Annotated in this window: 3 protein-coding genes and 3 pseudogenes; 4 read left to right on the top strand and 2 right to left on the bottom strand. The window is 46.3% G+C overall.

The features are described from left to right. Window positions 1-4,034, top strand: a 4,034-nt coding sequence (locus AACS90_RS06235) for a non-ribosomal peptide synthetase (RefSeq protein ID WP_153043669.1), incomplete at its 5' end; no start/stop codon positions are given. A 192-nt stretch (window positions 4,035-4,226) separates the two neighbouring features. On the opposite strand, the pseudogene AACS90_RS06230 reads toward AACS90_RS06235, so the two are convergent. Beyond that, window positions 4,227-4,615 (bottom strand): annotated as a pseudogene (locus AACS90_RS06230) (transposase); the annotation flags it as partial. Here AACS90_RS06230 and AACS90_RS23300 point away from each other — a divergent pair. Further along, a pseudogene (locus AACS90_RS23300) lies at window positions 4,615-4,811 on the top strand (IS1-like element transposase); the annotation flags it as partial. The pseudogenes AACS90_RS06230 and AACS90_RS23300 sit on opposite strands and share 1 nt — an antisense overlap. 82 nt (window positions 4,812-4,893) lie before the next feature. After that, window positions 4,894-5,928 (top strand): IS110 family transposase, encoded by a 1,035-nt coding sequence (locus AACS90_RS06225; RefSeq protein WP_099122147.1) that lies wholly within the window; start codon window positions 4,894-4,896, stop codon window positions 5,926-5,928. Between the two features lie 23 nt (window positions 5,929-5,951). Here AACS90_RS06225 and AACS90_RS06220 read toward each other — a convergent pair whose 3' ends face one another. Then, window positions 5,952-6,140 carry a hypothetical protein gene (locus AACS90_RS06220; RefSeq protein WP_153043665.1) on the bottom strand — a complete coding sequence of 63 codons (189 nt, stop codon included), beginning with the start codon at window positions 6,138-6,140 and terminating at the stop codon, window positions 5,952-5,954. 19 nt (window positions 6,141-6,159) lie between these two features. On the opposite strand from AACS90_RS06220, the pseudogene AACS90_RS06215 reads away from it, so the two are divergent. After that, window positions 6,160-6,453: pseudogene (locus AACS90_RS06215) on the top strand (IS1 family transposase); the annotation flags it as partial.

Below are 6,453 nucleotides of genomic sequence, written 5' to 3'. Positions count from 1 at the left end.
TCGGCGGCAATTCCCTGACCGCCATTAAGTTGATTGCCGCCATTCGCCGTACCCTGTCTACGGATATTTCACTGGCACAACTGTTTGAATTAAAAACCATCGCCGGGTTAGCCACACAGATGGACACAAAAATTTATACGGTTATCCCGCCGCTGGCACAAGCGCGCTATCCCTTATCATTTGCGCAGGAGAGGATGCTGTTTATCGAGCAGTTTGAGCAGGGCTCTGATGTCTATCATATTCCGTATCTGGTTCAGTTGGCTCAGGAGGCTTCCCTGCCTGTACTGGAAACCGCCATTAACCGATTAGCGGAACGTCATGCGGTGCTGAGCACCGTGTATCGCAGTGATGATCAAGACCTGATGTATCAGCAGGCACTGGAGACGCATTTCGTGATCCCGTCTCAAATTTGTGACGACAGGGCGACGTTACTGGCTAACGTCCGCAGCGAAATCGCGACCCCCTTTGATTTAACCACCGAACCGAGCCTACGCCTGCGGTATTATCCGGTCGCAGACAGTCACTATCTCTTACTGTTATGGCACCATATTGCGATGGATGGCTGGTCCATTGATATCTTTATGGCGGAACTGGCGGAGATTTACCACGCGCTGCAAGCAGGCCGTGACAGCCAGCTCCCTGAGTTAGAGATTACCTACGGCGATTACGCGGCATGGCAACGGGATTATTTGCAGGGGGACATCCGGGAGCAACAACTGACTTACTGGCAACACACGCTGGCAGGCTATGAATCGCTGGCGCTGCCCACCGATCACCCCCGGCCGGCACAGGTCAATTATCAGGGACGAGACATCCACTTTGCGCTGGATGCTCAACTGTCTGAACAGCTACGGACACTGGCAAAAACACAGGAAACCACCCTGTATACCGTGCTGCTCAGTGCGTTTTACGTCACGCTGGCAAAATTAACCGGACAGGATGATATCGTTATCGGCACGCCGACCGATAACCGCCACCATGCGCAAACACTACCCCTGTTAGGCATGTTTGTTAATTCACTGGCGTTAAGGGCACAACTACAACACACCGACGGCGTGACCGTGTTGATTGCACAAGTACACAAACTGGTTACTGGCGCCAAAGCCCATCAGGATATGCCGTTTGAGCAACTGATTGAAGCCCTGAACATTGAACGGGATACCGCCCGCCATCCGCTCTTTCAGGTGATGTTCAGTGTACAGACTTTCGGTGAAAATCCGTCAGACGGTAATCTGCCGTTTAGCCCGGTCGCACTGGATGAAACGTTATACAGCCCGGCCAAATTTGACCTGAGCCTGTTTTTGTCCGATGGCAAAACGGCAATTACCGGTTGCCTGAACTACGCCGTGAGCCTGTTTAACAACATCAGCATTACCCGTATCGCAGAAAGTTACCAGCGGGTATTGAAGGCGTTTGTGGCCGATCAGCAACAACCGTTATCCAGTATTGATATATTATCAGCGCAGGAACGTCATACCTTATTGCACCGCTGGAACCAGACTGACACCCCTTATCCGCAGAATAAAACCTTGTCACAGTTGTTTGAAGCACAGGCCGCTCAACGTCCGGATAGCACGGCAATCGTATTTGAAGACCAAAGCATCAGTTATAGCGAACTCAACCGCCGCGCCAACCGGCTGGCCCATCATTTGATAGATCTGGGAGTCAAACCAGATAATCTCGTCGCCATTTGCCTTGAACGCAGTTTGAATATGGTGGTCGGAATACTGGCCATTCTCAAGGCGGGCGGGGCGTATCTGCCCCTCGATCCGGCTTATCCCGCCGAGCGATTAAGCTATATGCTGGATGATGCAACACCGGTGGTCTTACTGACGCAAACCACACTGGCAGATAAACTGGCCTGTTCAGTGCCCACGGTATTGCTCGGCAACCCTGCTCTGCACCTTGAGGCTCAACCGGACACCAATCCGGATACACAGGCACTGGGGCTGACTTCCCGTCATTTGGCTTACGTGATTTACACCTCCGGCTCCACCGGACAACCCAAAGGCGTGATGGTGGAGCACCGTAATGTTCTGCGTCTGATCATCAACAATGGTTTTGCGGATATCGGCCCGGATGACTGCGTTGCCCATTGTGCCAACCCTGCCTTCGATGCCGCCACCTGGGAAATTTGGTCGGGATTAATTCATGGTGGCTGTATTCTACTCATTCCGGAAAAAACGCTGTTACATCCTGACCGGTTTAGCCAATGCCTGTCATCAGAAGGCGTCAGCGCTCTGTTTCTAACTACCGCGTTATTTAATCAATATGCAGATCTAATCGCTCCTGCATTATCAGGGTTACGTTATGTTTTGTTCGGCGGTGAACTAAGTAATAGTCGGGCAGCCATTCGTCTCAGAGCCACACATGCTCCTACACACCTGCTACATGTTTATGGGCCAACAGAAACGACCACGTTCGCAACCGCCTACGATATCCCTTTGACTGAGAATGAAGAAGAAAAACTCCCTATTGGGCGGCCAATTAGTAATACTCAAATCTATATTTTGAACAAATACGGCCAACCTGTTCCACGAGGGGCCGTGGGCGAGATTTATATTGGCGGTGACGGCGTGGCGCGGGGTTATCTTAATCAGCCGGAACTGACAGCGGAACGTTTCCTCGCTGATCCGTTCTCCTCAGAGCCGGGGGCCAAAATGTATAAAACGGGGGATCTGGGGCGCTGGCTGCCGGACGACAATATCGACTATCTGGGTCGTAATGATTTTCAGGTTAAAATTCGAGGATTCCGTATTGAGCTGGGGGAAATTGAGAATGCGTTAGCGGCACATCCCCATGTCAAACAGGCCGTAGTGATTGACCTTGAGCATAGCGGGCATAAAGTCTTAGTCGCCTATCTGGTTGTTGAGGATGCGGTATCTGATGAAATGCTGCTGGCGCACTTATCTGAGCGCCTGCCGGATTATATGCTGCCTGTCAGCTTTACCTTTATGGAGGCTATTCCGTTGACTCTAAACGGCAAGGTAAATCGTCAGGCATTACCAGAACCTGTTTTCGGTAACAGAGAAAGTTATGTTGCCCCCCGTAATCTCCTGGAAACTCAGTTCTGTACTATTTGGCAGGATATTTTAGAGTTGGAGCGGGTGGGTATTGAAGATAACTTCTTCCGTATCGGAGGAAATTCTCTGCTGGCGATTAAACTCACTTCGGCAATACGCCATAAAATGTCCATTGATATTCCGTTAAATATTTTATTCAACTGCAAGTGCATTGCTTTATTATCCCAGTGGTTGGTAACGGATAATAAAAAAAACAGTTCACTTAATTTTCTAACACCAGAATCAGTAGCAATAGATAAATTATTTATGATTCATCCAGCTAATGGCGGTAGTGAACCCTATATCTCTCTGGCAAATATGTTAGCAGATAACTATAACTGCATTGGTATCGATAATTACAATCTCAGTACAGATAACAAAATAGATTCATTGCAACGATTAGCTCATATTTATATGGAGTTAATTCTAACTGAAATATCTATTGATAAAACTATCCGTATCTTAGGTTGGTCATTAGGCGGACAGTTAGCGATGGAAATTGCCTATCAATTAGAACAGCTTGGTGCACAAAAAATCCAATTATTTTTATTAGATACAGTAATTAACAATGCTGAAATAAAGATGCTTAAAGATAATATTGATATATCAAATTCAAACCTATTAATCACTAATGAATTACAGAGAATGGGGGCCAGTGATACCTATATCAATAAAGTGTTAGAGACTGCGTCATTGGAACTTGAAATATCTAATTGCAACTTAAGTGGAACATTAAAAAATACAAATGTTACGCTATTTAAAGCAGGTGAGATCAATCCTATTCATAATGATCATTCGCAAATGGAATTGGTTAAATTAGTCATAAAATTGACAGATAACAATATTTCTCAATGGGTAACCAAACCATTGAAAATTAAATTATTGAATTATCATCACAATAACATTCTTGAATGCACTTCTATTATTAGCATGGAAATAATTAATGAATCAGAATTTACGGAAGAGGTTTAATATAAATAAATTTTATAATGATTAATGAGTTATGTGCCCAATGATTAGGGCGTGTTAGCGCTTACTCGAAGGGAATGGAACGGCATGATAATTTGGCCTCTTATTTTCGCCAAAAAACTGGTCACCCGAACTATCATGCCATGACCTATGTTATCAGAAGGTCATGCTCCCAATAATTAACCCCAATTCCGTTTAAGCCATTGCTGAAATACCTTCTTCTGAGTAGAAAACTTTCAGTGATGGCTTCTTCTCCTTAAGGCAGTAAGCAATCAATCCGGTTAAAACAGTTAACAAAAATCCAGTCATACTTCGGTGACGAGAATGTTTTATTTGAGCGATATTTTTTAACTGCCCATTAATCATTTCAATAATAAAACGTTTTTAAGCATGATATTATCCCACTCGGCCAATAGACGTGCTTTCATGTTACGGCGATTTTTCGTGATAAAGGCGATATCCGTTTTAGCTAAATCATCCGCTAATTCTTGACTCAGATATCCTTTGTTTCCGTAAAGAGAACCCGTTAAAACTTTTGATAATTCGCGAATAGGCTGCCGATCATTCACATTACCCGGGGTCACAAGCCTGTACACTCGGAGTGAAAGAACAAATCTTTGATATGGAAGAGAATAATGGTGGTATCAGAGACACCGCTCGCGTCCTGAAGGTCGGTATCAACACCGTTCTTCGCACGTTAAAAAACTTGAACCAAGACAAGTAACGACACGGCCTCTGGCGGGAAGTGATATCCATATTATCTGTGAAATCGACGAACAGTGATGTGATGGACGTCCCCCTTTTCCCGCTATAAACAGGGTCATCCTGTTATCCGGTGCACTGAGTTTCAGGAGAACACATCATGAATACGATCAAAGTCGTTGGCATTGACCTCGCCAAAAACGTTTTTCAGATCTGCGTCTGGATGGCAGACGGTTCCGTTGCCTCTAACAGAAAGATTTCACGGCAAAAATTTCTTGATGCAGTACGGGCTTTCCCTCCGGCAACGCTTATTGCCATAGAAGCGTGTGCGACTTCTCATCATTGGGGTAGGACACTGCAGGCAATGGGATATACCGTCAGGCTCATTCCCACGCAGCATGTCAAAGCCTTTAGCCACCATCAAAAGAACGATGCGAATGATGCACTCGCTATCTGTGAGGCAGCTTGTCGTCCGGGTATCCATTTTGTCCCGATCAAAACCGTGGAACAGCAAGATATCAAAGCACTGCGTAGCGCCCGACAGCTTATGGTGGAACAACGGACTGCACTTGCCAATCAGATACGGGCTTTTCTGGCTGAATTGGGACTGATTATTCCTGTGGGTATCCAGCAGCTGAGACAACATCTGCCTGATATTCTAGAAGATGAAAGCAACGTTTTGTCTTTCGCCCTACGGCATCTACTGCATACCTTGTGGGAAACCCTGTGCACGCTGAATAAACACATTCATGATATGGAGAAAGAAACGGAAGCTTTGTCCTGCCAGCAAGTGGGCTATCACTCCCTGCTGACCATTCCCGGTGTGGGACCTCTCATTGCGGCTGCCTTCGTGAGTGAAGTCAGTATCGCCCAGTTTGCTAATGGCCGACAACTTTCTGCCTGGTGCGGGCTGGTTCCCCGGCAACACAGTCCGGGTGGAAAAAACCGTCTATCTTCCCTGAGCAAAAATGGTAACCGTCATCTCCGAACGTTAATGATCCACGGAGCCCGTGCCGTGATGCGCTGTGCCCCAAAACGGAATGACCGCTTAGGCGAGTGGCTGAGAGCACTGATTACTCGATGTGGGGTTTTGAAAACAACAGTCGCCTTAGCCAACAAGCTGACTCGGATTATCTGGCGTATTCTGAAAGATAATGTGGAATTCAATATGAAGAAGGCTTTTTCTATCAATTAATTGAATAAATTGAAACAGACGCTTTAACTGAGTTTGCAAACACTGATGAAAAAACGGCTACCGTCCCTGTCATAGCCTGAGAATGACCAAGGCAATAACATGCCCGAGCAGTGATAAGGAAGCAGGGTGCGGATGACATCATGGCGCGAACAAGTGAGTTCATTATGACGCCGGATATATGGCAGCAAACCGTATCGACTCAATGCTTGCATAACCGGGGGCGTCCATATATGGTCCTTTGTCGGTAACAAGAAGAATCAGCGCTGGCTTTGGTATGCCTGGGAGCCAAAGAAGAAGCAGATAGTGGCGCATGTATTTGGTGACCGCAGTCAGAAAACACTGAAAAAATTGCTGGCACTTCTGGCTCCGTTCAAAATTAAATTTTACTGTACAGATGATTATGCCGTTTACAATTGCCTTCCTGTGGAAAAACACCTCAGAGGCAAGAAATTCACTCAGCGTATCGAAAGAACCAACCTCACCCTGCGTACTCGCATCAAGCGGCTAAATCGGAAAACGATTGGC

The organism is Xenorhabdus sp. KK7.4 (assembly GCF_963876465.1).
Classification (GTDB): Bacteria; Pseudomonadota; Gammaproteobacteria; order Enterobacterales; family Enterobacteriaceae; genus Xenorhabdus; species Xenorhabdus stockiae.
Note: the sequence above shows the minus strand (reverse complement) of the source record. Positions and strands in the feature narration are given on the sequence as shown.

Excerpts from the sequence above, each read along its gene's own strand:
- AACS90_RS06220 (WP_153043665.1), bottom strand. The coding sequence starts at position 6,140 with ATGCAAGCATTGAGTCGATACGGTTTGCTGCCATATATCCGGCGTCAT.
- AACS90_RS06225 (WP_099122147.1), top strand. The coding sequence starts at position 4,894 with ATGAATACGATCAAAGTCGTTGGCATTGACCTCGCCAAAAACGTTTTT.